We start from the raw sequence: 25,458 nt of genomic DNA, 5'->3' as shown, positions 1-25,458 counted from the left end.
CTCAGTCCTAGTGGCCGAACGGGTCCGGATCCACTCCGGGCATCCAGGTGAGCCCCGGAACCCCCCAGCCGCTTTTCTTGGCCTGTTTGTGGGCCTTCCGCTGATACCGGGCCAGAAGCCGGTCGACGTAGAGCTTGCCGTCCAGATGGTCGTATTCGTGCTGGATTACACGAGCGAACCAGCCCGTCGCTTCGAATTCGACAGGTTTCCCGTGTTCGTCAAAGCCCTTCACGCGGGCCCATTCTGCGCGCTTAAGGGGGTACTGGCCGCCCGGAAATGACAGGCAGCCCTCTTCCTCTTCGTCGGGATCGGGGAGGGCGCCGGAGATTTTTGACAGGGTCAGGACGGGGTTGACCAGGACACCGGTGGGGGGAGCGCCGTCATCGTTCGCGAATTTGTACACGAAAATCCTCTTGCCCACTCCGACCTGCGGTGCTGCGAGGCCGACGCCGTTTGCGGCGTCGTTGGTTTCAAACATGTCGGCAATCAGGGTCCGGAGATCGTCGTCGAACTCTTCCACTTCGGCGGCCCGGCGGTGCAGCACCGGTTCCCCCCAAATGGTGATTGGCAGAACTGTCATGTCAGGCGGTCCTCCAGGCTCGCGGCGTGACGCCGGCATTTGTGCAAAAAGAAGGCCGTACCGGATATCCGGTACGGCCTCCAAGCGAACGGCTACTGCTGCCGCTCCGTAAGGGTGAGCTACGGGGGTTGAACCCGCGACCTCCTGGACCACAACCAGGCGCTCTGCCAACTGAGCTAAGCCCACCATGTGCCGTTCAGATCTTCCGGCTAACCGGCTCTCTGGAAAGGCAACTCAAATAGCTTACCTGCTCGCCGGGGCAGGTTTTGCCACTTTTGTGGTTTTTGCCAAAAAATCCCACAAACGTGCCGCAGATTACCTTTCGGGTAGTCCTGCAATGTTCCCGGACGCGGCTTCAGCTGCTGCTTCACCTGCTGTAACAACGCGATCATCCGCGGTTTGAACAGGAGCGGCCGCCTCGCCGCCGGCGGCGATACGCTTGGAAATCTGCTGGGCGGTTGCGCTGTCCGGACCCGGTGCAGGCACAAAAACTGCCTCCCGGTAGTAGCGCAGCTCGTCGATCGAATCCTTGATGTCACCGAGCGCCCGGTGGCCACCCTTTTTGGCCGGCGACTGGAAATAGGCCCTGGCGAACCAGCGGCGGGAGAGCTCCTTAATGGTGCTCACATCGATCACGCGGTAGTGCAGGTGCTCCACCACCGCGGGCATGTCACGAGAGAGGAAGACCCTGTCCGTTCCCACCGAATTGCCGCCCAGCGGCGCCTTGCGGGGATCCGGTACCCACTTTTCGATGTATTCCAGCACGGCTGCTTCGGCCTCGGCCATGGTCTTGCCGTACGGCAGTTCCTTCAGGAGCCCAGAGCGGGTGTGCATGTCCCGGACGAAGTCGTTCATCTGGGCCAGCGCGGCATCGTCGGGCTTGATCACCACGTCCACTCCTTCACCCAGGACGTTGAGTTCGGAGTCAGTCACCAGGGCCGCCACCTCGATCAAGGCGTCGTTCTTGATGTCCAAGCCGGTCATTTCGCAGTCGATCCAGACGATGCGTTCGTTAGATATAGGCACCGAACCAGCCTACCGTTTCGCCCCGTGAGGGCCGTCCGATGTTAGGATTTCGGGTACACGGCGGTGGCCAGCCCACCGCTGAACTGAGCCTTGGCCGGTCTGCGTGGCCCGCCGGGCGGAAGCGAGCAACGCAAGAGATTGGACGATCCTGAGATGACGGCGCCCGTGCCTGCGACAGAGGAGATGGACGTCACCACGATCCCCGGGACGGCTGCGGACGAGGTGGACAACGCCCTGTCGCCGCTCATTGCCGGTTTTATCGGTTCGGTCTTCATGATGATCGGCTCACTGGGGGTCGGGTGGCTCGCGCCGGTCTCTGAGCTGCGCCGAATGCCTCTGTTTATCTGGATGCGCACCGAGGCCGTCGGGGTTGCCCTCTCGATAGTGCTCCTGGCCATCGGCGGCATGCTTCTGGTCCGCGCCTGGCTCCGCTTAGGACAGCGCGTCAGGGTCTGGGGACTCCAAGCCCGCCGGGCAACACTCCAGGCTGTGGTGGCCTGGGGCCTGCCGATGATGTTCACCGTCCCGCTGTTCAGCCGGGACGTGTACGCGTACATCGGCCAGGGCCGCCTGATGGTGGAAGGCTTCAACCCGTACGAGAACGGCGTCTCGGCCCTGTCCAACTATTTCCAGCTGGGTGCGGACAAGATGTGGACCGAAGCCCCCGTGCCGTACGGGCAGCTGTTCCTCTGGATCGAGCAGTTCGTTGTCTGGTCCACCAATGTGCACCCCGAAGCCAGCATTATGCTCTTCAGGCTGGCTGCGCTGGTCGGCATTGTGCTGTGCATCATTTATGTTCCCAAGCTGGCGGACCTTCACGGCGTCAACCCGCACCGGGCCCTCTGGCTCACCGCAGCAAATCCGCTGTTCCTTACCAACTTCATCGCCAGCGTCCACAACGACGCACTAATGATTGGCCTTGCCCTCGCCGGCCTTTACTACTGCGCCACGAGGAGGGTGGTCTTTGGCATTGTCCTGGTCACCCTGTCCATCTCGGTCAAACCGATCACGATCGTTTTCCTGCCATTCATTGGCCTCCTCTGGGCAGGCAAGGGGGCCAGTTGGCCCCGAAAGTTCCTTTACTGGGGACTTACGGCCGGGTTGTCACTGGCGCTGCTTTTCGCGATGAGCCGTGTGAACGGCTTTGGATTCGGCTGGATTAATGGACTCTCGGCGCCGGGGAGCGTCTGGATCTGGTACGCCCCCGTGGGCCTGATGGGGCTGGTGGTCGCGTCCATTGCCAATGCGTTCAGCCTGGACGGCTGGGGACTCGCCAAATGGGTATACGACGCCGGCAAGGTGCTTGCCGTGGGCATCGTCGCCTGGCAGATTTTCAAGGGTGACCACGACCGCCTGATGCGGCGGCTGACCCTGGCTTTCGCGGCGATCGTGCTGCTGGCACCCATGATCCAGTCCTGGTATGTCGTGTGGCTCATTCCGCTGTTTGCAGTCACGGGCATTCGCGATGACTGGCAGGTCAAAGCCCTCTACTTCATCGTTTCCTTCTTTATGGTCTATGCCATCTCGGACCAGCTTGAAGTCTTCCCGTACCTGCAGACAGAGGACCTGGGTCTTGCCCTGACGCTGGCGCGGAACGCAGCAGCTATCATCGCGCTGATGTTCGCGCTGTACCTGATTTTCCTTGACCCGCGCACCAAGCACCTGTTCAGCAAGTCGGATCAGCCCGTTACCACGCGCCCCATCATCTGACGGCCCAACTGGGTAGCGCTAACTGTCGTATTGAGGCTCCAAAACGACAGTTCGCGCTACTTACTTGGGCTGGACGGCAGGCTCCAGGTTCCGCAACGCTTCCCGGCGGGACAACGGGCTGAGCTCCGTGCTGTGTTCAGCCACAAAGGACCTGACCCACTCCGGATTGGTCTTGGCATACTCCCGCAGCGACCAGCCAATGGCCTTCCGGACGAAGAACTCCGGATCCGCCAGGTTCGCCTCGATGACGTCACGCAGCAGTTCGATGTCGGTGGCGGCCTTGGCCTTCAGCTGGGCAGTGATGGAAGCCCGCCTGATCCAGAAATCCCCGTCCCTGCTCCAGCTCCGCAGCACCTCGGTCATCGTCGGCCGGTGCGCCTGCAGCAGGTCACAGATCCGCTGGGCCACCCCGTCAACGAAGTCCCACCAGGCGCCGCTGCGGATGATTTCCTCATAGACAGGCAGCATCAGGGGATCTCCGGCCGCGATGCGGAGGCCCGTAAGGTCGATCGCCGCATAGCGCTCCTCGCGCCAGGCAGCGTTGCGCCAAAGTTCCAGCACGGTGGAGCGCAGTTGCTCCGCGGAGTCGAAAGGGCAGTCGGCAGCAGCTGCCGCCGTCAGCCGCCTGACATCGGGGACCCTGACGCCCAAGGACGGAACAGCGGACTTCATATACGCCTGCACTCCAGCCGCGCGTACAGGATCAGCGTGCTCCACCAGTGACTTGCGGATCGTGGCCAGCAGCCTCCCGTTAATCGCTGTGCTCATCATGCGGCAACTCTAGCCAGCGGGCAGCTCAGGCCCAAGAGCACCCTACGGACCGGGATGCTGCACAACCGGCCGTGGCCAGAGTGGTTACCGGGTGTTGCGGGTCCCTTGCCGCTCGCCGGCACAGTAGGCCCGGAGTACTGCAGCCTAGAGTGGGGGAAGGCAAACGCCGCGGCCCGCGCCGCCAACACCGGAGGTTTCCCCATGTCCATGATCAAAACCCCGGAGCAGATCGCCCTGATGCGTGAGGCGGGGCGCGTTGTCGCGAACGCCCTTGCGGCGGTCCGGGAGGCCGCCGGGGTCGGCGTGTCACTTGTTGACCTGGATGGGCTGGCTGCGGAAACCATCGCCAAGGCCGGGGCGAAGCCCGCGTTCCTGGGCTATCACCCGCGCTGGGCGTCCGTCCCGTTCCCAGGCGTTATCTGCACGAGCGTCAATGATGCAGTGGTGCACGGTATCCCCAACAGTCAAACTGACCGAAGGCCTGGTCATAGCCATTGAGCCCATGCTCATCCTGGGCGGCAAGGACGATTATTACCACGACGACGACGAATGGACCCTGCGCTCAGCCAACGGCCGCAGGGCGGCCCACAGTGAACACACTGTTGCCATTACGGCCGGGGGCCCGGTGGTCCTGACTCGCCCGTAGCGCTTCCGGCGTTGTCCCGAAAATATCCCGCGGCAGGGTCTGATTGCGCTATTCTAGTTAGCGCTAACAACTCGCTGGAACGCAGAGGATCCACACCATGCAGGATACGGAACACAGCATTTCATTCGGGCCGTATTCGGCCATCATCACCACCCGCGGCGGGGCGCTCCGAGAGCTCAGCCATGAAGGGCGCCACCTGGTGGTCACCTTCGGGCCGGAAGGGGCAATCCCGGACTATCGCGGCGTCGTCTGCGCGCCCTGGCCCAACCGCCTCGCTGATGGCTCCTACAGCTACGCCGGGCAGCGCTTCCAGGCAGAACTCAATGAGCCGGAACGTGGATCGGCCCTCCACGGCCTGGTCCCCGGAGCGCCTTGGGAGCTCCGGCAGAAGGACACCAGTTCGGTCACGCTCGGCTGCACGGTGGACGCCAGTGATGCCTACCCCACCGGCCTGGAGGTCACCGTCACCTACCGGCTCTCCGACGACGGACTTCGTTGCACCGTCCACACACTCAACGCGGGACTGGCTCCTGCACCCTACGGTGTTTGTCCGCACCCTTACCTGCTGGCCGGTTCCTCCCCGCTGGATGAATGGACCCTGGAGCTGCCGGCGCAGGAATTCATGGAAGTAACGCCGGACAGGCTCCTCCCGGTAGGCATCAAGGCCGTGGAAGGACACGAGTTCGATTTCCGGACCGCACGGCGCCTTGGCGCAGTAAAGATCGACCACGCCTTCACCGGCATCAGCTGGGACAACCAGGAACGCGCTGCCGTCCGCCTGCTTGATCCGGCGGGAACCGGAGTGGAGCTGGAATGGGACCGGAAATGGCCGTGGGTGCAGGTGCACACCGCAGACAAGCCGTCCGGCAAGGACAGGCTGGGCCTCGCCGTTGAACCGATGACGTGCCCGCCGGACGCCTTCAACTCGGGCACCGACGTCATCCACCTTCAGCCTGGCGAATCCCACGAAGCCAGCTGGACCATCCGGACGCTCAGCTAACGCCGGGCCTGCGGGCTGCAAACCGAGGCGCCACCGACGGGCCAACCGGGGACCAACCGCAGTTCCTGCGGATGGTCAACGATCCAGCTGGAGGCGTACCACTGCCCGGCCCGGGACAGCCCTGCTGACAGCCTTGAACCCGGCCGCCAGGAACAGGTTCAGGGTTCCGTGGTACAAATCCGAGGCTCCCGCCTTTGGCCTCAGCGAGGGATCCACGGGGTAGCCCTCCAGAATGCGGGCACCGTTAGTCCTGGCGTGCTCGACGGCGGCCTCCAGCAGGGCGGCGGCCACACCGCTGCGGCGGTGCCGGGGATCCACCACAAAGCAGGTGACGGCCCAGATGGACACCCGGCCCCCGGCTGCTGCCCCGCCTCCGGCGGCCTGTTCGCCGGTGACGGGTTCGTCGGTGGCTTCGTCGGCGTCCGCGCCGGTGTCGCCCGCCGCGGCGTGCGCCCGCCGCAGCAACTGCGAGTTGAGGACTCGTGGGTAGCATTCGCGGGGTTCCACCGCGCACCAGCCCACAGGTTCCCCGTCACGGTAGGCAAGGACACCTGGTGCAGGGGTGCCAGCGTCGAACCTCTCCTTCAACTGTGCCTTGCGGGCGGCCGGATCAAGTGCCGAGTATTCCGGGCCTGTCAGCGTGAAGTACCGGCACCAGCAGCGGGACGGCTCTCCGCGCGTTCCGAAGAGCCGCTCCACGCTTTCCCACTCAGCCGCGGTGGTGGCCAGTGGTCCGGCTGGCTGATTTTTCATGCCTACAGGTTAATCCCTGCAGTGCAGTTAATCCCTGGGGGCACGGTTTACTTGGCAAGCGCGTTCCCGATAATGTGGACTGCGATCCCTCCCCTCCCGCTTCCTCCGGCCGGGGCCTGCTGCAACGGAAAGAACGTCGATGACTCCTGAAGAGCACACCGGACTGGCGGACTGGAACAGGTCCCGCCTCACCCCCGGGATATGTTCCGTGACCCTGCGCCAGAGCAGTATCCGGGAAGTGGTGGAAACTGCCGCGGATGCCGGCCTGGCCGGCATCGAGTGGGGTACGGATGTCCACATTCGTGATGCAGGATCCGCGGCCGAGGCGCGGGAGGCAACTGCGGCGGCCGGGCTGGAAGTTTTGTCGCTGGGTTCGTACTACCGCGTGGGCAGCTTCGGCGATTTCTCCCTTCCCGCCGATCTCGCCGTCAGTCTCGGTGCCCCCAGGATCAGGGTCTGGGCGGGTGGGCAGGGTTCGGCCGACGCCGGCGCGGACGTGTGGGATCAGGTGGTCCAGGACGCCCGGCGGGTAGCGGACCTTGCCGGTGAACGAGGTCTGGACATCGCTTTTGAATACCATGGCGGAACCCTCACCGACACCCCGGGCACCGCACTGCAGCTGGTGAAGCAGGTGGACCGGGACAACGTGCGGACTTATTGGCAGCCCGCCGTCGGACTCTCAGACCAGGCGGCGCTGGCCTCCCTGCACACAGTCCTCCCGTACGTCTCGGGAGTGCACTGCTTCTCCTGGTGGCCCCAGCAGGAACGGCTGCCGCTCAGCGGCCGAAAACAGCTCTGGCAGTCAGTGGCCGACATCCTGCGCGAAGCCGGACGGCCTTGTGACATGATGCTCGAGTTCGTTGCGGAGGACCTTCCGGCGAACGTGGGCCGTGACGCCGATTTCCTGAATCACATCACGTTGGGCGAGGACTGAGTCCAGCCCCACCGCGTCAGCCAGCTTGCGCACAGGGAAGTCCACTGGTCCGGCCCCCGGTCATCAGGGGAAAGCCCCAGCCCATGGCGCCCGTGCGGGAAGACGTGGAGCTCCGCCGGAACGCCGGCCCGGACCAGTGCCGTGGCGTAGGCCAGGCTGTGGTGAGCCGGCACGGCGGCGTCATCCGCCGTGTGCCACAGAAAGGCCGGGGGAGTGGAGGAGGTGACCTGGCGGTCTGCAGAGACAGCCTCCAGCAGTTCCGCCGACGGAGAGTCGCCGAGAAGGTTGTCCACCGAGCCTTGATGGACAGCATCTGTGTACGAGATGACCGGGTAGCAAAGTACCGTCAGGTCGGGTATGGCTCCCGGAACATCCAGCGTGGAATCTCCCGTGGCCGCCGCCGTCGACAGTGTCGCGGCAAGATGGCCGCCGGCGGAAAAGCCCAGCACGCCCACCCGGGCGCTGTCCACCGCAAGCCCGTGGCTCCCCTCGCGGATCTGGAGGAGTGCCTCCTTGGCGTCCTCCAAGGGCGCCGGATGACGGTGCGGTGCCACCCGGTACCGCAGCACGTACGCATGGATTCCCAGGGATGCCAGCCACTCCGCCACAGGCTCCGCCTCATGGCCGGCCTGGCCCGCATAGCCTCCTCCGGGGAGGATGAGCATGGCGGGCCTGGCATCACCACTGCCGGAACTGCCCGCGGCGCACGCTGCCGTCAGGGAACCTGGAAGCATCCTTAGGCGGCCGTTTCAGTACTGCGCCGAAGCGTGACATGGCCCGAGATGGACCACGCGTCGTCGTCGTCCTTTCCGGCGCCGGAGCCTGCGCGGGCGCCGGCGGCACTGCGGGCGGCGAGTCTCCCGATCTCCTCGAGGGGGAGGTGCACGGTGGAAAGGGCAGGACGGAAGTCCCGCAGGGTCTCGATGTCGTCAAAGCCGGCGATGGTGGCGTCGCGGGGAATGCGGAGGCCTTCGGAACGCAGCGCCGCGGCGGCCCCGATGGCCATGACATCGTTCACGGCGAAAATACACATCCGGCTGCTGCCGGGATCGGTGCCGCTGCCGTCCCGTGCAGCCTTGATGCGGGCGGCCAGTGCAAGGCCTGCTTCATAGCCCCCGGAACGGTTGAAGGCGGTCCGCAGGACTTCGGCGGCCGGCCTTCCTGCCTGTGCAAGCCCTCGCTGAAACCCGCGTACCCGGTCATCGGAGGTGAAAAGGCCTTCCGGGCCGCCGATGATGACAAAGTGGTCTTCCTGCGAGGCGGCGAGCTCAACGGCAAGGTTGGCGGCCAGTTCCTCATTCGGCACCGGAACCACGTGGTAGCCGTCGGTTGCTGTGGCGCCCACCACGGCGTGGCCTACCACTGCCACCCTGCCTCCGTTGCGGCAGTATCGGTCCAGTTCCGCGGCCAGTTCGGCGTTGCCCTCACTGTCCTCGGGCCGGGCCGAGCGCGAACCCGCGATCACGATGGAATCGGCCCGGCGGGCCGCGAAGGCCGCCACCGCCTCCTTCTCACCCGCGGGAGCGCCTTCAGTGCTGGCCAGCAGCACCATCTTTCGCTGCTCACGCGCCGCTTCCTGCACGCCGCGGGCAATCGCGGCAAAATAAGGATCGGCGATGTCATGGACAATGAGCCCGATCAGGCCTGAGCTTGACTTTGCCAGGCCCTGCGCCTGGGCATTGGGAATGTAGCCAAGCGAATCCGCCGCCTGCCGGACCCGGTCCGCGATGTCTTTGCCCGGCTTCCGTGCCGAGCCGTTGAGAACACGGGAGGCCGTGGCGGGCGAGACGCCCGCAAGCCGGGCCACCTCGGTGAGGGTACTTGCAGCCACGGCAACTCCTGTTCCTGCTTGGTTATGGTCCTGTAGACGCACCATAGATGCGCGATTCACGCTGACCACATTATGGCAGTTTCAGGAACCTTTCGGAAAGCGCTTGCCAATTCAGCTGCGCCAGGTGCATCATAGAACTAGTGGGAATGCGCTTTCCCAGATCAGCTTGAGTAACTACTGCTCACTCACCGTGGAGGACACATGGGCTTCGAAACAAAGACGATCCGCATCGCCATGAACGGCATCACCGGACGGATGGGTTACCGGCAGCACCTGCTGCGTTCCATCCTTCCCATCCGCGACGCCGGAGGCTTCACCCTGGAGGACGGCACCAGGGTTCAGATCGAACCCATTCTGGTGGGCCGGAACGAAGCCAAGATCCGCGAGCTTGCCGAAAAGCACAAGGTGTCCGAGTGGAGTACCGACCTTGATGCTGTCATCAACGATCCCACCGTTGACATCGTGTTCGATGCCTCCATGACCAGCCTCCGGGCAGCCACCCTCAAGAAGGCCATGCTGGCCGGCAAGCACATCTTCACCGAGAAGCCCACGGCGGAAACCCTTGAGGAAGCCATCGAATTGGCCCGCATCGGCAAGGAAACCGGCGTCACGGCCGGCGTTGTCCACGACAAGCTGTACCTCCCGGGCCTGGTCAAGCTCCGCCGCCTGGTGGATGAAGGCTTCTTCGGCCGCATCCTCTCCATCCGCGGTGAGTTCGGGTACTGGGTCTTTGAAGGCGACATCCAGGCCGCCCAGCGCCCGTCCTGGAACTACCGCAAGGAAGACGGCGGCGGAATGACCACTGACATGTTCTGCCACTGGAACTACGTCCTCGAGGGCATTATCGGCAAGGTCAAGAGCGTCAACGCCAAGACCGCCACGCACATCCCGGCCCGCTGGGACGAAGCCGGCAAGGAATACAAGGCCACCGCCGACGACGCCTCCTACGGCATCTTCGAACTGGAAACCCCGGGCGGCGACGACGTCATCGGCCAGATCAACTCCTCTTGGGCCGTTCGCGTCTACCGGGACGAACTTGTGGAATTCCAGATCGACGGCACCCATGGCTCCGCCGTTGCAGGCCTGAACAAGTGTGTGGCCCAGCAGCGTGCCCACACGCCCAAGCCGGTCTGGAATCCGGACCTGCCCGTCACGGAATCCTTCCGCGACCAGTGGCAGGAAGTCCCGGCCAATGCTGAGCTGGACAACGGTTTCAAGCTGCAGTGGGAAGAGTTCCTCCGCGACGTTGTGGCAGGCCGCGAACACCGCTTTGGCCTCCTCTCAGCCGCCCGCGGCGTCCAGCTCGCCGAGCTCGGCCTGCAGTCCAACGACGAACGCCGCACCATCGACATCCCGGAGATCACGCTCTGATGACCTCACTCATTCTTCCCTCCCACGACGGCGGAACCCGGGAGTACCGGCTTCAGGGCGGTACGTCCTGGGCACGGCCCATGGTCCCGCTCACCTCGCGCCGTGCCTACGCCGCCGCGCATGTGATTCCCGAAGTCCTGGCGGACAACACCCCGGGTGCGCCGGCACGCCTCGACTGGGATGCCACCATGGCATATCGGCATGAACTCTGGTCCTACGGGCTGGGTGTGGCCGATGCCATGGACACCGCCCAGCGCGGGATGGGCCTGGACTGGCCAGCCACCCAGCAGCTCATCAAGCGGACAGGTGTCGAAGCCGCAGCAGTGGTTTCGGCCGGGAACGCCGCCACGGCCGGCAAGACCGTGCGTGACCTCGTTTCCTGCGGCGCGGGCACGGATCAGCTGGACATCGCATCGCTGCCTGCCGGTGAAGCCGGCCTGAAAGCGGTTCTGGACGCCTACCGCGAGCAGATCGAAGTAGTGACGGAGGCGGGGCCGAAGGTCATCCTGATGGCGTCGCGGGCTTTGGCGAAGGTCGCATCGGGCCCGGAAGACTACCTCAGTGTCTATTCCACGCTGCTTCAGGAAGTGGAGCAGCCCGTTATCCTGCACTGGCTGGGCACCATGTTCGATCCCGCCCTGGCCGGCTACTGGGGGAACGGCGACGTCGCTGCTGCCACCGAAACCTTCCTGGGCCTTATCCGTGACAATGCGGACAAGGTGGACGGCGTCAAGGTCTCCCTTCTCGATGCCAGCCACGAAGTGGCGCTCCGCGCGGCCCTTCCCGAAGGCGTCCGCCTCTACACAGGCGACGACTTCAACTACCCGGAACTGATCGATGGCGACGGCAGCCACCACTCAGACGCCCTGCTGGGCATCTTTGCGGCCATCTACCCGGCAGCCTCGGTGGCACTGCAGGCCTACGACGCCGGTGACGCCGCCAAGGGCCGCGCCATCCTGGATTCCACGCGGGAACTGGGCAAGCACATCTTCAGTGCGCCCACTTTCTACTACAAAACAGGCATCGCCTTTATGTCCTGGCTCAACGGCAAGCAGCCGGGCTTCCAGATGGTGGGCGGCCTGCACTCCGGGCGTTCCGTATGCCACCTGGCCAAAACCTTCGAATTGGCCGATCAGGCCGGGCTGCTGAAGGATCCGGCACTCGCAGCCTTCAGGATGTCCGATTACCTGCGGATCAACGGAGTAGGCGTATGACAGCGAACCCAGAACCGTCCCCTTTTGCACGCCTCTCCCTCAATACCGCCACCACCAAGAAGTGGACGCTCGCTGAAGCGGTGGAGGGGTGCGTCCGCGCCGGACTGCCCGCCATCGGTCCGTGGCGGGACCGCGTCGAGGAGGCAGGCCTGGACAAGGCAGCCAAGCTCATCAAGGATGCCGGCCTGCGGGTTTCTTCCCTATGCCGCGGCGGCTTCCTGACCGCTGCCGACGCGGAAGGCCAGGCCGCGGCGCTGGCGGACAACCGTGCCGCCGTCCTCGAGGCTGTTGCGCTGGACACGCAGGAACTGTTCCTGGTGGTTGGCGGGCTCGCGCCAGGGGAGAAGGATGTGGTCGCCGCCCGGCAGCGTGTGGCCGACCGCCTCGCTGACCTGGTGCCCTTCGCGGCAGGGAACGGCGTCCGCCTGGTCCTGGAGCCGCTGCATCCCATGTACGCCGCGGACCGTGCCCTGATCTCCACCCTGGGGCAGGCCCTGGACCTTGCCGCGCCGTATGACGCCAAGCATGTTGGCGTCGCCGTCGACACCTTCCACGTCTGGTGGGACCCGGAACTGAAGGCGCAGATAGAACGCGCCGGCCGGGAAAACCGGCTGGCCTCCTATCAGGTCTGCGACTTCAACATGCCCATCGCCGCGGACCCGCTGCTGTCCAGGGGCTTCATGGGCGACGGCGTCATCGACTTCGCGACAATTGGCACCTGGGTGCGCGATGCCGGGTACACCGGCGATATTGAAGTTGAAATCTTTAATCAGGAGATCTGGGATGCTGACGGCGACAGCGTCCTGCAGACCATCAAGCAGCGGTACGCAGACCTGGTGCTGCCGTACGCCTGACCTGATCCAGACCGCGGGCCCCTGCTAACGTCACGGCCGGGGCCCGCGCCCCACCACCAGAAGGACCTGCACCGCATGGCGGGGCAGGTCCTTCTGTCTGCTGTCTGCCGTGGCAGCTAGGCCAGGTAAGCGCCGGCGTGCCTGCGATACCTGGCCAGGATGCCGCCGTCGGAAGCCTGGGCGCTGAATTCCACCGCTTTAGTTCCCCAGCCGGGGAAAGCCCCGGTGAGCACAGCAGCGGCCTGGCGTGCGGCGCCGTCGGCAACATATTCTCCCGGTGCCGGAACAATGCCTGGCAAGCCCAGCAGCTGGCTGGCAGCCTGCTGGACGGCCGGCGACTGTGCCCCGCCGCCGATCAGGATGATGCGCCGGGCCTGGACTCCTTGTGCCTGCAGTGCCGCAAGCCCATCGGCGAGGGAGCAGACCACACCCTCGACGGCGGCACGGGCCAAGTTCTCCGGCGTAAAGTTTTCACGCGTCAGGCCATGCAGCGATCCCGTGGCGTTGGGCAGGTTCGGCGTGCGCTCGCCGTCGAAGTAGGGAACGAGGGTGAGCCCTCCCGCTCCCGGGGTGGCCGCCAGTGCCAGGGCATTGAACTCATCCAGGGTGACATCCAGCAGGGCAGCGGTGGCATCGAAGATCCGCGTTGCGTTCAGGGTGCACGCCAGCGGCAGGTAGTTGCCCGTGGCGTCGGCGAAACCTGCCACCAGCCCGGAGGCATCAGCCGACGGGGTTGAGGAGACGGCAAATACTGTCCCGGAGGTGCCGAGGGACAGCACCACGTCACCCACTCCGGCGCCAACACCCAGGGCAGCGGCGGCGTTGTCCCCGGCGCCGGGACCGATGAGCGCGCCTGCCGGCGTCTTCCCGGCGATGTCCAGCGGGCCAACGACGGCGGGAAGCCGGGGAACGTGGCCCAGCGCCTTTTCGAGGACGTCTGTGAGGTACTCGCCCGCAGCAGCGGAGTAGTATCCGGTACCCGAAGCGTCGGAGCGGTCGGTGCGAAGAGCGGCCAGTCCTGCCTCACCGCTTCCTGGCCCGAACCCGGCCAGACGCCAGGAGAGCCAGTCATGGGGGAGGCAGACGGCGGCCACCAGGGCGGCGTTTCCGGGCTCGTTCTCCGCCAGCCAGCGCAGCTTGGTCAGCGTCAGTGAAGCCACCGGGACGGTGCCTGTGGCTTCAACCCAGTGCCTTGCCCCGGCAGCGGGGTCTCCCTTGCCCGCTTCGGTGATGATGTCCACTGCGGCCTGGGCAGAGCGGATGTCATTCCATAGCAGTGCGGGCCTGATGACGGTGCCGTCCCGGTCCAGGCACACCATGCCATGCTGCTGGCCGCCCACGGACACGGCGGCAACGTCGGACAGCCCGCCGGCCTGGCCGATGGCCTGCTGCAGCGCGTCCCACCAGGCGTCCGGATGGACTTCGGTGCCATCAGGGTGGGCCGCCCTTCCCTGCCGGACCAGGAGGCCGGTGTCCGCATCCCGGATCACCACCTTGCAGGACTGGGTGGAGCTGTCGATGCCGGCTATGAGTGCCATGGGGAACCTTTTCTGAAGTCCGCCGCCGGGCCCGGGACCCGGCGGCGGAGAGTGGTGGTACGCCTATTCTTGGTTTGGCCTTGGCTGGCTCAGCGGGCGTTAAGCAGGTGCTCGATGGCCAGCTGGTTCAGCCGCACAAAGGCAAAGGAACGTTCGGCGGCCTTATCGGCGTTGAAGTCCTCGAAAGCGCTGCTGTCCGCCAGGAGGTCCGCCGTGGATTCGCCGGCGGCCAGGGTGGATTCGCCGAGTTCGAAGACGCCTGAGGCGGCGAGTGCTTCCTGGACCTGGGGGTCGGCGCGGAAGGCGAGGGCCCTTTCCTTGAGCAGCAGGTACATGGACATGTTGGATTTGGCTGATTCCCAGACGCCGTCGTAGCCGTCAGTGCGTGAGGGCTTGTAGTCGAAGTGGCGGGGGCCGTTGTACTTCGGTCCGCCGTTGGGGAAGCCGTTTTCGAGCAGGTCCACGGTGAAGAAGGCGCTGGTGAGGTCGCCGTGGCCGAAGACGAGGTCCTGGTCGTACTTGATACCGCGCTGGCCGTTGAGGTCGATGTGGAAAAGCTTGCCCGCCCACAGGGCCTGGGCGATGCCGTGGGTGAAGTTCAGCCCGGCCATCTGCTCATGCCCCGTTTCCGGGTTCAGGCCCACAATGTCGCCGTGTTCGAGCTGGGCGATGAAGGCCAGGCCGTGCCCGACGGTGGGGAGGAAGATGTCGCCGCGGGGCTCGTTCGGTTTGGGTTCCAGGGCGATGCGGAGGTTGTAGCCCTTTTCCTTGATGTAGGCCGCGGCTGTGTCCACGCCTTCCTTCATCCGGTCCAGGGCGGCTGAGAGGTCCTTGGAGCCGTCGTATTCGCTGCCTTCCCGGCCGCCCCACATAACAAACGTTTCGGCGCCGAATTCTGCGGCCGAGTCGATGTTGCGCAACACCTTGCTGAGGGCAAAGCGGCGGATGGAACGGTCATTGGAGGTGAATCCGCCGTCCTTGAAGACGGGGTGGCTGAACAGGTTGGTGGTGACCATCGGGACCTTGAGGCCGGTCTCCGTGAGGGCGGCGCGGAAGTTCTTCAGGATCAGTTCGCTCTCCGAGGCGGTGGCGTCGAAGGGGACCAGGTCGTTGTCGTGGAACGTGATTCCATAGGCGCCCAGCTCGCTGAGCTTGTGGACGGCCTCTACGGGATCCAGGGCCTGGCGGGTTGCCACGCCAAAGGGGTCAGCGCCGGTCCAGCCAACAGTCCAGAGGCCGAAAGTGAATTTGTCTTCGGGTGTGGGCAAAGCTGTCATGATGCGTCCTTGCGTCGTGGGTGAGCGGGAGTACCGGGCAGAACCGAAATCCGCGAGTTAGTTTATCGCTTGAACTATATAAGCGGGAATGAGCTAAGGTCAATAGGAACGGGCATGCTGGAGAGGCCCACTTCACGCGAGGAGGCTGGTTTGGCGGATTCAATGGCATCTTCAATTGCGGCTTCAACCGGGTCTTCAATGGCGGCGCCTTCGACGGCGGCGTCCCGCGGGCAATTGGCTGGAGGGCTGGACGTCGGAGGTCCGGGCAGCATGAGTGACGTCCGCAGAAGCAACCTGGCCCTGGTCTTGGGACGGATTGCCCATTCTACCTCCGGAAGCCATCTCACACGGGCGCAGATAGCCGCTGCCACCGGGCTCACCAAGGCCTCGGTGTCCAGCCTGGTCCTGGATCTGCTGGATGCCGGTATCGTCCGGGAAATCGGGCTGAACCCCCAGGGTGAGCGCGGGCGTCCGGGCGTGGGAGTGGAACTGAATCCGGCGCGGGCCGTGATGGGTATGGAGATCAACGTTGACTACATCGCAGCCGGCGTGGTGGATCTTTCGGGCACCCTGCTGGCGCATGAAACCCGTGAGCGGGACAACCGGAACATTCCCGCCGGTGCTGTAGTGGCCGCGCTGGCCGGGCTGGCCGCGGAACTTCGGGAGGCGGCAGTGGCCCAGGGCATCACAGTGCTGGGCGGGGGGCTGGCAGTTCCGGGCCTTGTTGACGACAGGACCGGGACAGTGATCATGGCACCCAACCTCGGCTGGGACTCCGAGGTCCTGGACCTTGGATCTCTTCTTCCCGGGGCGCCCTTGGGCACCCGGCTCTTTAATGAGGCCAATGCAGCGGCCCTTGCCGAGCTCAGGTACCGGTCAGCCGCCGGCACTGACTTTGTCTTTGTCTCAGGCGAAGTGGGCGTCGGTGGAGGTTTGGTGATCGGTTCGGAGCTTTTCACTGGGCCGGACGGCCATTCAGGCGAACTCGGACACGTGGTTGTCCATCCGGAAGGTTCTGTCTGCTCCTGCGGCGGAACTGGATGCCTGGAAACCATTGCCGGCCAGGACGCAATTTTTGCGGCCGCCGGCATAGGCGCGGACATCACGGATCCCGGACCGGTTCAGCAGCCCGATGGCGCTTGGGGGCAGGCCGCACTCTCAAGATCCGAGAGTGTGGCTCGGCTGCTGGCAGCGCTCAGCAGGGATGACCCGGCGGCAGTCACGGCAGTATCCCGTGCCGGGCACTACCTTGGGGTGGCGATCGCCTCCACGGCAAGGCTGCTCAACATTTCATCGGTGGTGCTTGGCGGCCACTTTGCCCTCCTGGCCGACTGGCTCCGGCCTGCGCTCGCGGCAAGCCTCACCACTTATGCCCCCGGAAAAGTTCCGCCTGAACAGATCAGCCTGTCCGCCGTGGGGGAGGCCGGTGCACTCCTCGGGACCGCCGGCAGCGTGGTGCGGTCCCTCGTTGAGGCCCCGCACAGGCTCCAGGCATAGTCTGCGGGCCACGTGCAGGGAAGCTGGGCGAGGCGAACCACACCATCGAGGGGCTGCTTTGCGTTGCTGAGGGTGCAGGAGGTCAGCCCGGGACATCAACGTGTCGTTTGAGACCCGTGGTCATGCGCCAAAAACTCGAGTACTGGCTACTCGTGCATCCTGTCGGAATAATCGGTTAACTGGTGCTGCCGGCGGGATTAAGGGCTAGCGTCCCTCACTTCGGTCACCGCCGGCGCCATCATCGCGTTACCTGTCCACAAGGCTCCGGGACGCGGGGCCACTTCCGAAGCGGGAGGGATGACATGCATGTCACCGTGCCTACGGGCGATGAATCAGAACCCATGGATTGCCCGCATCAGTTTGTCGGCCGCTGCGACCTGTGCTCCGCGCCGGCGGGGGAGGTAAATTCCGAAAACAAAAGCGGCTCTGACACGTAATTCCCCATGCCAGAGCCGCTTTTCTGTGTGCCCCAGGAGGGAATCGAACCCCCGACCGGCGGATTAGAAGGCCGCTGCTCTATCCCCTGAGCTACTGGGGCACGTTGGCAACCGGGCCTGAAGTCCGGCGCAAAAAGAAGTTTACATTGCCCGGCGGGCGGGCGGTGTCATCATCCCTGCCCGTCTGCACTTGTCCTCAACAGGGCCCTTTCCTGGCCCTTTATGCACATACGGCAGTCCGTCCCTCCCGGCCTCCCGCTGGCCGCGCAAAGCTGGTTGTGCCGCTAAGGCAAGACCATTCGAGACAGGACACGAAGATGAGTGACAACATTACGGTCCGTGGCTTCGTCGCCACGGAAATCAAAAGCTCCACAACCCCAGGCGGCGTCGGCACGGCTTCCTTCCGCCTTGGATCCACGGACCGGCACTACGACCGCGCTTCGGGCGCCTGGGTCGATGGCAACACCAACTGGTTCACGGTTCAGGGCTACCGCCAGCTCGCGGGAAACATGGGCTGCAGCATCAAGAAGGGCCAGCGCGTGATCGTTGTGGGACGTTTGAAGCTCCGGAGCTGGGAGAAGGAGGGGCGGGTTTACTATGCCACCGAAATTGACGCGGAATCCGTAGGCCACGATTTGATGTGGGGCTCAGCAAACTACATCCGCACAGCGTCCAAAGGCCCGTACTTGGTTTCGGAACAGGGTGCAGAAGCCCAGTCCGTGGGCGCGTTCCCCGCAGATTCGGAGGATGCCCGCGACGCCGGCAATGGCGAGGCCGGGGAGGACCCGGACGGCGACGGATCCACAGCGATCTACCTGGAGGACACCAACGGAGAGCTCATCCCGGTCGATCCGGAAACGGGGGAACTCGCGGACGCAACTGCCTAGCCAGGGAGCTGCCTGCTGCCTCGCTGACACGCGGGGGTACACGCGCAGCGGCATGGTCCTGGCCATCCGTATCCTCAACGCGTGGCAGAATGGCCGCATGAAGCGCGCCACGGAACACCGCAAAAAGAATCACGTCGGTGTCCTGTTGGCAGTTCGCCAAGTCCCCACATCCTCCTTCAGCAGCGTATGGGCAGGATGCGTCCTTGTTGCGGTGTCATTGGCGGTTGCGGTGTCGCTGTCGGCCTGCACAGGCGGTGCCCAGTCCGGCGGTGACAAGCCGGGCGCGCCTGCCGCGACAACAACGCAGGCCGCGTCACCAGCAACTCCGTCATCATCCCCTTCCGAGGCTGCAAGTCCCGGCGGTGCCGCAGCAGGATCCTCCGCCGCAGCAGGGGGACGCGCTTCGGCGGAGGATCCTGCCACCGCCGCGCTCAGGCAGACCGTCACTGATGTGCTGAGCCGGCTCGCTGCCGGGACGCCGAAGCCGGCTAGTGCCCAGGTGACGGAGGCCCTGACCGGTGCCGGCATCGCGGCAGCTGCTCTGGAAGTGTCCGAAAGCAGCACGCCAACAGGGTTGGAAGCTGACGCTGTAGAAGCCGCTGTTCTGCAGGGGAGTGACTGTGTTGTGGGCCAGATTCGTGACGGTGGCGTAGCAGTGACCGTTCTTCCCGTCCTGTCCACCGGCAAGTGCTTTGTGGGCTCAGCCGTCTGAGGTCCCGAATGTGAGATATACCCGCCAACCCACTAGATTTGGAACCATGGCGGAATTTATCTACACAATGACCAAGGCCCGTAAGGCTGTTGGCGAAAAACTTATTCTTGACGACGTAAGCATGTCCTTCTTCCCCGGCGCCAAAATTGGTGTTGTTGGCCCGAATGGTGCCGGTAAGTCCACCATCCTCAAAATCATGGCCGGACTGGACACCCCCTCCAACGGCGAAGCCCGGCTCAGCCCCGGCTACTCAGTGGGGATCCTGCTTCAGGAGCCGCCGCTGAACGAGGAAAAGACGGTCCTGGGCAACGTCCAGGAAGGCGTTGGCGAGATCTACGGCAAGATCCAGCGCTTCAACGAGATCTCCGAGGAAATGGCCAGCCCGGACGCTGACTACGACACACTGCTTGAAGAAATGGGACACCTGCAGGAGGCCATTGACGCCGCTGATGCCTGGGACCTGGACTCCCAGCTGGAGCAGGCCATGGACGCCCTCAGGTGCCCGCCGGCCGATGCCGATGTCACCATGCTTTCAGGCGGTGAGCGCCGCCGAGTGGCGCTCTGCAAGCTCCTTTTGCAGAAGCCTGACCTGCTCCTGCTGGATGAGCCCACCAACCACCTTGACGCCGAAAGCGTGTTGTGGCTGGAGCAGCACCTTTCCAGCTACGCGGGTGCAGTCCTGGCCGTTACCCACGACCGGTACTTCCTTGACCACGTGGCGGAATGGATTGCCGAGGTGGACCGCGGCCACCTGTACCCCTATGAGGGCAACTACTCCACCTACCTGGAGAAGAAGCGGGCGCGCCTGGAAATCCAGGGCAAAAAGGACGCCAAGCAGGCCAAACGCCTCACCGAGGAACTGGAATGGGTCCGCTCCAACGCCAAGGGCCGCCAGACCAAGTCCAAAGCCCGCCTTGCCCGCTATGAGGAAATGGCTGCCGAAGCGGACCGCACCCGCAAGCTTGATTTCGAAGAGATCCAGATTCCGCCGGGACCGCGCCTGGGCGGGCTCGTCCTGGAAGCGAAAAATCTGCAGAAGGGCTTCGACGACAGGATCCTGATCGACGGGCTGTCCTTCAGCCTTCCGCGGAACGGCATCGTGGGTGTTATCGGGCCCAACGGTGTGGGCAAGTCCACGCTGTTCAAGACCATCGTGGGGCTGGAACCGCTCGACGGCGGCGAGCTGAAGATTGGCGACTCCGTCAAGATCTCCTATGCCGACCAGAACCGTGGCGGCATCGACCCGAACAAGTCGCTGTGGGAGGTCGTCTCGGACGGCCTGGACTACATCCAGGTAGGCCACGTCGAAATGCCGTCCCGCGCCTACGTTGCCGCCTTCGGCTTCAAGGGTCCGGACCAGCAGAAAAAGGCAGGCGTGCTTTCCGGTGGTGAGCGCAACAGGCTGAACCTGGCATTGACCCTTAAGCAGGGCGGTAACCTGCTGCTACTTGACGAACCGACCAACGACCTCGACGTCGAGACCCTCAGCAGCCTGGAGAACGCGCTGCTTGAATTCCCCGGCTGCGCCGTGGTGGTCTCGCACGACCGGTGGTTCCTGGACCGGGTGGCAACCCACATCCTCGCCTACGAAGGCGACGACGAAAACCCGTCCAAGTGGTACTGGTTTGAGGGCAACTTCGAATCCTACGAAGAAAACAAGGTAGAGCGCCTTGGACCCGATGCGGCCAAGCCTCACCGCGTCACGCACCGCCGCCTGACCCGCGACTGATTCAGCAGACAAAGAAGCCGGCACCCACCAAGGGTGCCGGCTTCTTGCCTGTCAGGATTCTTGCCTGTCACAAAGGGATGACAGACCCTCAGTCGCGCTCGGCTTTTCGGATCTGGTGTTCAAGAACCTTGGACTGGAAGGCACCTACCACCTTGTTCTTCAGATCCGTGGGGACCCGGACCATCCCCTCCTGGGCCACCGACGCCACATGCAGCCCGTCCCGGTTGAAGATTTTGCCGGTTGCCAGGCCGCGGGCTCCCTGGGCGCTGGGGGACTCCTGCACGTAGAGCAGCCACTCGTCCACTCGTGCCGGACGGTGCCACCACATGGCATGATCCAGGCTTGCCACGTTCATGCCCGGCGTAATCCAGCTCAGTCCGTGCCGGCGCAGGATGGATTCCAGGATGGTGTAATCGCTCGCGTACGCCAGGGCCGCCCGGTGGAGGTTGGGATTGTCGGGCATGGGGCCAAAGGTTTTCATCCAGACGGCGTTCCGTGCGTCCTTTTTGCCCTTTGCGGAGACGTAAAGGGGCGGGTCGACATGCCGGATATCAAACGGCCGTTCGTAGGACCAGTGCCGTGCCACCGGATGATCGAACTTGCCCAGCAGGTCTGCGGTGCTGGGAAGCGACTCGGGGTCCGGGATGCCCTTGGGCATGGTGGATTCGTGCTCGATGCCTTCATCCTCGCCCTGGAAGGAAGCAATCATGGACAGGATGGGCACGCCGTCCTGGTAGGCGTGGACGCGGCGTGCCGAGAAGGAACGGCCGTCGCGCAGCCGCTGGACGCCGAACGTGATGGGCTGATTGGCATCCCCGGGCCGGAGGAAGTACCCGTGCATGGAATGCACAAACCGGTCAGCATCCACCGTCCGCATCGAGGCGATGAGGGACTGCGCCAGCACTTGGCCGCCGAACACCCGCTGATGGGGCTGCTGCTGTGACGGTCCCAGAAAGATGTCCTCGTCCGTCCGGGCGCCCTCAAGCTGGCCAAGATCCAGGAGTTTGATGAGCGATGAGGTGGGGTCGCCGCTGGGCGGCGCCAGCAATCCGGCTTCGGCTTCAGTCATGGTTCGACTCTAGACGCCACCCCGGACGCGCTCAACTGAGGTGCAGACGGTAGTGTTCTTAGTGTGTCTGATCTCCTTACCCAGTCCTTCCGGTTCTCAGATCCGCGCGATCTCGCGGACCTGCGCACCTTCGCCACGCGTGCCAAAGCAATCGACGACGGCGCCATCCGGCTCCAGGCGGCGGGTTCGGTACTGGCCGCCTACGTGTGTGTGCTGAGGCCACGGTTGCTGGGTGAAGCCACCCCCACCATCCTGGGCCTGCGCACCATGGGACTGGCGGAACGGTCCGCAGTGGATGTCACCGTTCCGCTTTCTGCGGTCCTGGACCGGCTGGCCCGGGCGGGGGAAGCCGACGTCGAACTTCCGGTTCCGCCGTCCACCGTCAGCGAATCCTGGACGGGAGTCAGCGCGCCCAGGACGGGCTGGGAGCTGGTCACTTCCGTTCCCGATGCCGATCTGCGGCGGGCCGCCGAAGCGGGCATCACCGAGGTGGCCGGGATTGTGCCGGATAAACCCGGGGCCTTAATCGTCAATAACGCGCGGGCAGCGGTTTGGGGCAGGGTCCTCGATGGATCGGGAGTGCCGGCGGGAGCTGCCTTCGCCGCGCTGACCCTGGGGTTCCTCGCGGACGGGGACCAGAAGCTGTACCGGGCGGGCCGCTGGTACCGCCTGACGGGAACACGCGGGCATGTCCTGGTGCGGACCGGCAACGGCCTTGTCCTGACCTCCGGAGCCTAAGCCCCGAAGTCTGACCTCCGGGAACCTGACCTGGCGAGCCTGAAACCGGAGCCTCAGGCCCCCGATGCGCTGTTGACCATGGACAGCGCGGCGCGTTCCATGTAGTCCCAGAGTGTTGTTTCATACAGCGGGGGCAGTTCAAGTGCATCAACGGCAGCCCGCATGTGGAACAGCCAGCGGTCCTTGGCCTCCGGTGTGACCTGGAACGGCATGTGGCGCATCCGCAGTCGCGGGTGGCCGCGTTCCTCGCCGTACGTGGTGGGGCCGCCCCAGTACTGCTCCAGGAACATGAGGAACCGCCGTTTTGCGGGGGCCAGGTCCGCTTCCGGATACATGGGCCGCAGCAACGGATCCGTTGCCACGCCGTCGTAGAAAACGTCGATGAGCCGTACGAATGTCTCGTGGCCGCCCACGGCATTGTAGAAGTTGTCCGTGTACCCGGGCTGGCTGAACGGATCGTTCTGCATCAGCTGGCGCGGCTGTTGCGGTTCGGCAGGTGTGGTCATGTAGCTATTCTCCGGCCTTTTGTTCAGACTTTTTGTCGGCGGTGTGCACGGCCCCAGCCTCGTCAGTGCCGGCGTCGGGGGCGTCAGGCAGCGGGACATAGTTGCCCTGCGAACGGTTTCCGACCCGCAGGATCTCGCCGTTGCGGAGGTACCAGATGGCACCGTCCTCGGAACGGACCCGGGTTATGCGAAGGCCCATGGATTCAACAACGCCCACCACCTCGCTGGTCTCGATGACATCACCAATCCCGTACTGGTCCTCAATGGTGATAAAAATGCCGGCCAGGAAATCGCGGATGAGCTGCTGGGCACCAAAACCGATGGCAACACCCAGGATTCCTACGCTGGTCAGCAGCGGTGCAATGTTGATGTCGAGGTTCTGGAGCACGTACATAATGGTGATCACGGCCACCAGGACCCCCACGATGCTGTTCAGCAGGGAGCCGATGGTCTCCGCGCGCTGTACCCGACGCTCGTGGTCCAGCGCCCGGAGTGCCGGTGCCACCCATTTGAAGTGCGGCTTCTTGAAGAGGTTGCTGCCGGAGGCCACCCGCCTGCTGATCCGGGAGATGACAAAGGTTGCCACCAGCCAGACGGCAACACCGATGCCAAGGCTGATGACGATGCCCGGGACGCTGATTCCATCGGATTGGGAGTTAAGGGGTGTGATCGACAACGTGCTGAACATAGGTGGGGTTGCTCCTTGGGGATCACCGGTGGCGGCCGGGATAACGTTCGTCGGCTGCGCAGTTCGCCCAGCGCATAAGACTCTGTCCTCCCTTAACCCTAGCGCCGTAGCTTGTACTCATGCGCATCCTGGTCTTGGGCGGAACCGCCTTCCTCTCTGCAGAAATCGCCCGGCAGGCCGTCGCCGCCGGCCATCAAACAGCGTGCCTGGCCCGTGGTTCCGCGGCGGAACCGCCGGCGGGTGTCCGGTGGCTGAAGGCAGACCGTTCACTGGGCGCGAACAGCTACACGGAGGCGGCAGGAGAGTGGGACGCCGTCATAGAAGTGGCACGGGATCCTGCCAAGGCCCGGGATGCCTTGGCGGCGCTGGCCGGCCGGGCCGCGCACTGGACGTTCGTTTCCAGCTGTTCCGTCTACGCCGACCATTCTGTGCCCTCTGCGGCCGAGGAAGCGGACCTCTTGCAGCCCCTGCCGGTGGGGACGCCGTCAACGCCGGAGAACTACGGGGAATCGAAGTCGGCCATTGAGCAGGCCACCCTGGAAGCTGCCTCAGGCACAGCCCACCTCTGCCGGGCCGGGCTGATCGGCGGTCCCGGCGACGCATCCGACAGGTACGGCTACTGGCCGGCCAGGTTCGCCCGGGATAGCCAGGCCGCACTTGTGCCGGACATTGCCGGCCATGCGACTCAGGTCATCGACGTCCGGGACCTTGCCGTGTGGATTCTCGACGCCGCGGGCCGCGGTGTCACAGGGCCGCTCAACGCGGTGGGGGAGCAGGTTCCGTTCGGCGAGTATATTTCCGCGTCCCGGAGCCTTGCCGGCCACCAGGGGGAGATCCTGCCCGCCGCTGAAGACTGGCTGGTGGAACATGGTGTCGGGTATTGGTCGGGAACGGATTCCCTGCCGCTGTGGTTGCCGCCGGGCTATGACGGCTTCTCTGCGCGCAGCAACGGGGCGGCAAAAGCGGCTGGCCTCACCCTGCGCCCGTGGCAGGAAACGCTGGAGGACACGCTCGAGGACGAACGCCGTCGGGGGCTCTCCCGCGAACGGAAAGCGGGCCTCATGCCCGCCACTGAAGCACGACTGGCCACGGAGCTGCGCGGAGCCGTCTAACGCCCCGCCCACCCAACTGACTCGCAGATAACGCACTCAAACGACGTTTTGACTGCGTTATCTGCGAGTCAGTTGGGGGATGGGAGGCAAGAGGGTGTCAGGCCGTTAGCGTCACGGGTTCATGGTGCACTGGGAAGTTGACGCTGCGGGCGATGAAGCAGACCTGGTTGGCCTCGCGGTGCAGCTCCTCCGCGAGGGCCACGTGGGCCGTGTCCGCCACCGCCACCCGCGGGTTCAGCGTGACGGATTCGAACTGCCCGCTGCCGTCCCTGTTCAGCCGCAGCACGCCCGTGGCATCGTCCTGGTAATCCGTGACCACCACGCCGTGCCGCACGGCCACGTGAAGGAAGGACAGCATGTGGCACTGGGCCAGCGCGGCCAACAGCAGTTGCTCGGGGTTATACCGTGACCGGTCCCCATGGAAGGTGGGGTCGGCGGAGCCCTTAAGGACCGGCAACCCGGGGATCTGGACGTCGTGGTCGCGGGAATACCCGCGGTAGGAGGACGTGCCGTCTCCCAGGTTGCCGGTCCACCGGACCGTCAGGGAATAATGGTGTTCACCCAGGCTCATGTGGCCA

General features: G+C 64.7%; 24 protein-coding genes, 2 tRNA genes and 1 pseudogene. 13 read left to right on the top strand and 14 right to left on the bottom strand.

Annotated elements, in window-relative coordinates:
- Nucleotides 1–7: 7 nt before the first annotated feature.
- The 3 genes from def to orn form a co-directional block, all read right to left on the bottom strand.
- Nucleotides 8–580, bottom strand: coding sequence for a peptide deformylase (gene def, locus M1E17_RS14320; protein ID WP_457962670.1), 573 nt, complete (start codon nucleotides 578–580; stop codon nucleotides 8–10).
- A gap of 113 nt (nucleotides 581–693) precedes the next feature.
- Nucleotides 694–766 (bottom strand) — tRNA-His (locus M1E17_RS14315).
- Nucleotides 767–895: 129 nt separating this feature from the next.
- Nucleotides 896–1,564 carry an oligoribonuclease gene (orn, locus tag M1E17_RS14310; protein WP_457967764.1) on the bottom strand — a complete coding sequence of 223 codons (669 nt, stop codon included), beginning with the start codon at nucleotides 1,562–1,564 and terminating at the stop codon, nucleotides 896–898.
- Nucleotides 1,565–1,759: 195 nt separating this feature from the next.
- On the opposite strand from orn, the gene mptB reads away from it, so the two are divergent.
- Complete coding sequence (mptB, locus tag M1E17_RS14305) at nucleotides 1,760–3,316, top strand: polyprenol phosphomannose-dependent alpha 1,6 mannosyltransferase MptB (RefSeq protein ID WP_457962669.1); 1,557 nt, start codon at nucleotides 1,760–1,762, stop codon at nucleotides 3,314–3,316.
- A gap of 60 nt (nucleotides 3,317–3,376) precedes the next feature.
- Here the strand turns inward: mptB and M1E17_RS14300 are convergent, their stop codons facing one another.
- Nucleotides 3,377–4,084 (bottom strand): DNA alkylation repair protein, encoded by a 708-nt coding sequence (locus M1E17_RS14300; RefSeq protein WP_457967762.1) that lies wholly within the window; start codon nucleotides 4,082–4,084, stop codon nucleotides 3,377–3,379.
- A gap of 204 nt (nucleotides 4,085–4,288) precedes the next feature.
- On the opposite strand from M1E17_RS14300, the pseudogene M1E17_RS14295 reads away from it, so the two are divergent.
- Nucleotides 4,289–4,733, top strand: a pseudogene (locus M1E17_RS14295) (M24 family metallopeptidase).
- Between the two features lie 97 nt (nucleotides 4,734–4,830).
- Nucleotides 4,831–5,733, top strand: coding sequence for an aldose 1-epimerase family protein (locus M1E17_RS14290; protein WP_457962668.1), 903 nt, complete (start codon nucleotides 4,831–4,833; stop codon nucleotides 5,731–5,733).
- A 75-nt stretch (nucleotides 5,734–5,808) separates the two neighbouring features.
- On the opposite strand, the gene M1E17_RS14285 is transcribed toward M1E17_RS14290, so the two are convergent.
- Complete coding sequence (locus M1E17_RS14285) at nucleotides 5,809–6,486, bottom strand: GNAT family N-acetyltransferase (RefSeq protein WP_457962667.1); 678 nt, start codon at nucleotides 6,484–6,486, stop codon at nucleotides 5,809–5,811.
- Nucleotides 6,487–6,625: 139 nt separating this feature from the next.
- On the opposite strand from M1E17_RS14285, the gene M1E17_RS14280 reads away from it, so the two are divergent.
- Nucleotides 6,626–7,420 (top strand): sugar phosphate isomerase/epimerase family protein, encoded by a 795-nt coding sequence (locus M1E17_RS14280; RefSeq protein WP_457962666.1) that lies wholly within the window; start codon nucleotides 6,626–6,628, stop codon nucleotides 7,418–7,420.
- Here the strand turns inward: M1E17_RS14280 and M1E17_RS14275 are convergent.
- Both M1E17_RS14275 and M1E17_RS14270 read right to left on the bottom strand, forming a co-directional pair.
- Nucleotides 7,396–8,154 (bottom strand): alpha/beta hydrolase, encoded by a 759-nt coding sequence (locus tag M1E17_RS14275; RefSeq protein WP_457962665.1) that lies wholly within the window; start codon nucleotides 8,152–8,154, stop codon nucleotides 7,396–7,398. The two genes, M1E17_RS14280 and M1E17_RS14275, sit on opposite strands and share 25 nt — an antisense overlap.
- A gap of 2 nt (nucleotides 8,155–8,156) precedes the next feature.
- Nucleotides 8,157–9,251 carry a LacI family DNA-binding transcriptional regulator gene (locus M1E17_RS14270; RefSeq protein WP_457962664.1) on the bottom strand — a complete coding sequence of 365 codons (1,095 nt, stop codon included), beginning with the start codon at nucleotides 9,249–9,251 and terminating at the stop codon, nucleotides 8,157–8,159.
- 201 nt (nucleotides 9,252–9,452) lie between these two features.
- Here M1E17_RS14270 and M1E17_RS14265 point away from each other — a divergent pair, with 201 nt between their 5' ends.
- From M1E17_RS14265 to M1E17_RS14255, 3 genes are read left to right on the top strand one after another with little or no spacing between them, the layout of a single operon-like run.
- A complete protein-coding gene (locus M1E17_RS14265) occupies nucleotides 9,453–10,622 on the top strand; it encodes a Gfo/Idh/MocA family protein (RefSeq protein ID WP_457962663.1) in 1,170 nt (389 codons plus the stop codon).
- Nucleotides 10,622–11,836 (top strand): dihydrodipicolinate synthase family protein, encoded by a 1,215-nt coding sequence (locus tag M1E17_RS14260; protein WP_457962662.1) that lies wholly within the window; start codon nucleotides 10,622–10,624, stop codon nucleotides 11,834–11,836. The genes M1E17_RS14265 and M1E17_RS14260 overlap by 1 nt, the downstream gene beginning before the upstream one ends.
- Nucleotides 11,833–12,690 carry a sugar phosphate isomerase/epimerase family protein gene (locus M1E17_RS14255; RefSeq protein ID WP_457962661.1) on the top strand — a complete coding sequence of 286 codons (858 nt, stop codon included), beginning with the start codon at nucleotides 11,833–11,835 and terminating at the stop codon, nucleotides 12,688–12,690. Before M1E17_RS14260 ends, M1E17_RS14255 begins: the two co-directional genes overlap by 4 nt.
- Nucleotides 12,691–12,806: 116 nt before the next feature.
- Here M1E17_RS14255 and M1E17_RS14250 read toward each other — a convergent pair whose 3' ends face one another.
- Nucleotides 12,807–14,228 carry a xylulokinase gene (locus tag M1E17_RS14250; RefSeq protein ID WP_457962660.1) on the bottom strand — a complete coding sequence of 474 codons (1,422 nt, stop codon included), beginning with the start codon at nucleotides 14,226–14,228 and terminating at the stop codon, nucleotides 12,807–12,809.
- 89 nt (nucleotides 14,229–14,317) lie between these two features.
- Nucleotides 14,318–15,505, bottom strand: coding sequence for a xylose isomerase (xylA, locus tag M1E17_RS14245; protein WP_457962659.1), 1,188 nt, complete (start codon nucleotides 15,503–15,505; stop codon nucleotides 14,318–14,320).
- 270 nt (nucleotides 15,506–15,775) lie between these two features.
- Here xylA and M1E17_RS14240 point away from each other — a divergent pair, with 270 nt between their 5' ends.
- Entirely contained in the window at nucleotides 15,776–17,002 is a 1,227-nt protein-coding gene (locus M1E17_RS14240; RefSeq protein ID WP_457962658.1) for an ROK family protein, read from the top strand.
- Nucleotides 17,003–17,467: 465 nt separating this feature from the next.
- On the opposite strand, the gene M1E17_RS14235 is transcribed toward M1E17_RS14240, so the two are convergent.
- Nucleotides 17,468–17,540 (bottom strand) — tRNA-Arg (locus M1E17_RS14235).
- A 216-nt stretch (nucleotides 17,541–17,756) separates the two neighbouring features.
- Here M1E17_RS14235 and M1E17_RS14230 point away from each other — a divergent pair.
- From M1E17_RS14230 to ettA, 3 genes are all read left to right on the top strand, one after another.
- Complete coding sequence (locus M1E17_RS14230) at nucleotides 17,757–18,326, top strand: single-stranded DNA-binding protein (protein WP_457962657.1); 570 nt, start codon at nucleotides 17,757–17,759, stop codon at nucleotides 18,324–18,326.
- A 97-nt stretch (nucleotides 18,327–18,423) separates the two neighbouring features.
- Nucleotides 18,424–19,038: a DUF6993 domain-containing protein gene (locus M1E17_RS14225; protein WP_457962656.1), complete on the top strand. Its 615-nt coding sequence runs from the start codon at nucleotides 18,424–18,426 to the stop codon at nucleotides 19,036–19,038.
- 46 nt (nucleotides 19,039–19,084) lie between these two features.
- Nucleotides 19,085–20,767, top strand: coding sequence for an energy-dependent translational throttle protein EttA (ettA, locus tag M1E17_RS14220; RefSeq protein WP_457962655.1), 1,683 nt, complete (start codon nucleotides 19,085–19,087; stop codon nucleotides 20,765–20,767).
- A gap of 88 nt (nucleotides 20,768–20,855) precedes the next feature.
- Here ettA and M1E17_RS14215 read toward each other — a convergent pair whose 3' ends face one another.
- Nucleotides 20,856–21,836: an acyl-CoA thioesterase gene (locus M1E17_RS14215; RefSeq protein WP_267275390.1), complete on the bottom strand. Its 981-nt coding sequence runs from the start codon at nucleotides 21,834–21,836 to the stop codon at nucleotides 20,856–20,858.
- A 63-nt stretch (nucleotides 21,837–21,899) separates the two neighbouring features.
- Here M1E17_RS14215 and M1E17_RS14210 point away from each other — a divergent pair, with 63 nt between their 5' ends.
- The gene (locus M1E17_RS14210; protein WP_457962654.1) at nucleotides 21,900–22,574 is read left to right on the top strand and encodes a hypothetical protein; all 675 of its coding nucleotides are present in this window, start codon (nucleotides 21,900–21,902) and stop codon (nucleotides 22,572–22,574) included.
- Between the two features lie 53 nt (nucleotides 22,575–22,627).
- Here M1E17_RS14210 and M1E17_RS14205 read toward each other — a convergent pair whose 3' ends face one another.
- Nucleotides 22,628–23,080: a globin gene (locus M1E17_RS14205; protein WP_457962653.1), complete on the bottom strand. Its 453-nt coding sequence runs from the start codon at nucleotides 23,078–23,080 to the stop codon at nucleotides 22,628–22,630.
- Between the two features lie 4 nt (nucleotides 23,081–23,084).
- Nucleotides 23,085–23,768: a mechanosensitive ion channel family protein gene (locus M1E17_RS14200; protein WP_457962652.1), complete on the bottom strand. Its 684-nt coding sequence runs from the start codon at nucleotides 23,766–23,768 to the stop codon at nucleotides 23,085–23,087.
- A gap of 119 nt (nucleotides 23,769–23,887) precedes the next feature.
- Between M1E17_RS14200 and M1E17_RS14195 the strand changes: the two genes are divergently transcribed.
- Nucleotides 23,888–24,880 (top strand): epimerase, encoded by a 993-nt coding sequence (locus M1E17_RS14195; RefSeq protein ID WP_457962651.1) that lies wholly within the window; start codon nucleotides 23,888–23,890, stop codon nucleotides 24,878–24,880.
- Nucleotides 24,881–24,977: 97 nt separating this feature from the next.
- Here M1E17_RS14195 and M1E17_RS14190 read toward each other — a convergent pair whose 3' ends face one another.
- Nucleotides 24,978–25,451 carry an OsmC family protein gene (locus M1E17_RS14190; RefSeq protein ID WP_457962650.1) on the bottom strand — a complete coding sequence of 158 codons (474 nt, stop codon included), beginning with the start codon at nucleotides 25,449–25,451 and terminating at the stop codon, nucleotides 24,978–24,980.
- Between the last annotated feature and the right edge of the window lie 7 nt (nucleotides 25,452–25,458).

The organism is Arthrobacter sp. D1-29, from assembly GCF_054130585.1.
Note: the sequence above shows the minus strand (reverse complement) of the source record. Positions and strands in the feature narration are given on the sequence as shown.